The 1,686-nt window shown below is 42.5% G+C and carries 1 protein-coding gene; it reads left to right on the forward strand.

The annotated features are described in order from the left end of the window. Positions 1–293 precede the first annotated feature (293 nt). Complete coding sequence (locus ABW391_RS09240; RefSeq protein WP_353481567.1) at positions 294–1,448, forward strand: hypothetical protein; 1,155 nt, start codon at positions 294–296, stop codon at positions 1,446–1,448. The last annotated feature ends 238 nt before the right edge of the window (positions 1,449–1,686 follow it).

Genomic DNA, 1,686 nt, shown 5'->3' on the forward strand with positions numbered 1-1,686 from the left:
ATTAGCTGAAAAAAAATATGAAATTTCTGTGACAAAAAAGCAGCATGCTAAGGGTTAAACTACTATCTTTGTTCTACAACAAATGCAAGAAGTCCAATTGAGGGCTCTTTTTTAGTCCCAAAACATTATCCCATGACAACCGATTACAAGCATTTGAATTTTATCTCCGTAGCGTTCTATCCACACTTGCCTGAATTACAATTACTCATGGTTAAAACCGTTGTGTAGCCACATGTGACCATCTTGCCCGATGTTCGTCTAATTTATTGTGTCTGCTTAAACGCTTTGTTTCCATGTGTAAAGTAACCAAAATCAGGATCACTGGATTGCTTTGTTCTGTAATGTTTCTTACGTTGCAAAGCAATCTGCTCTATAGTCAACAAAACTTGCAAGCAAGTTTGTCTCAGATTGTAGAGAAAAAAGCTTCTAGCACACAGCAGGTCATTAATCAGCTTTCTCATCGAGCTAGCACCGACTATTATTCGGTGGTATGTACTGGAGAGCTGAATCTTGATGCCATTCCTTTTCCGCTTGCGCTCAAAGCAGGTGCGGATCAGAAACCGCTGCAATTGCAGAAGACGCGTTACGATTTGAGCTGTAACGCAATTGGTTTTGTAGGATACTTTGATCCATCCCGTTGGGTGGATTCAAACATACAAAGTGCCGGTGGGGTAGATGTCACCGGAGCTCCCGGTCAGTTATTGGTGGAAGGGACCAATAATTATCCGGTTGTTGTGGCAGACCGCCGAGCTCCGCGCTTTAACTTTAAAGTGCCCAGCAGCGGGTACGTTACTTTCAACTGGAACGACATTGGGGGCTCCCTTTCTAACCCCACCGCACTTGCTGTTTCGGTGAATGCACGCCAAATTCCTGCCGAAAATGGGAAAGTTTCTGTCTTTGTGCGTGCAGGCGATGAATTAAACTTGCAAATCAACAGCGAGGCAAGCTCCAAAATACTCATCCACGATTTTTCCTTCCTATCCGACTTGGCTTATCTGGTTACCCGTGAATGGGTAAATGAACAACACGAAGTAGTTGCAAGCCAATACATTGCCGTTCAAAAGCCAAACATGGGAGACATTCGTTTCCCTCACAATACAATTGTAGACAAAAACGTTCAACCGGAGTATACGGGTTATCCAATTTTGGATGCCGATGGCAATGAAAATACCACCGATGACCAGATTGTTCTGGAAGGTATTTTCAACGGCATCAGCGTGGGCTACAAAGATCAAATTGATGCAGTAAACCACCGCATTCTAAGAATCTGGACAATCAATGATACTTGCGGAGAAAACGTACTGAATCACGTACAAGAACTCAGTATTGCACCTAAGACTACCCAGCCAAGTACTCCAACTGAAGACAACAAAGTCAAACATAACTCCACTCCGTTAAGCGCGGATCCTGGAGGGTCTTATTCCAGTAGTTTTTTGGTTTTCAACTAATTGCGTGTAACAAATCATGAATTCTGTTCGAAGAGGTCTGATTAGAGCCAACAACACCGGTTCTAATCAGTCCTTCGGCCAGGAAAAAAAGGCATCAAGCCACTTTAGGAATGCATCTAAATCCCAGAAAGAATTTTTTTGTGAAGGGTTTCTTAACGAGGATTTTCAGCGGGAGGTTTTAACCTCCCGTTTTTTTTTGTTTTTATCCCTAAAAAATTAAACAAGTGCTTATTTCCTG

It is taken from the genome of Haliscomenobacter sp. (assembly GCF_040403615.1).
In the GTDB taxonomy this organism is placed as follows: Bacteria; Bacteroidota; Bacteroidia; order Chitinophagales; family Saprospiraceae; genus Haliscomenobacter.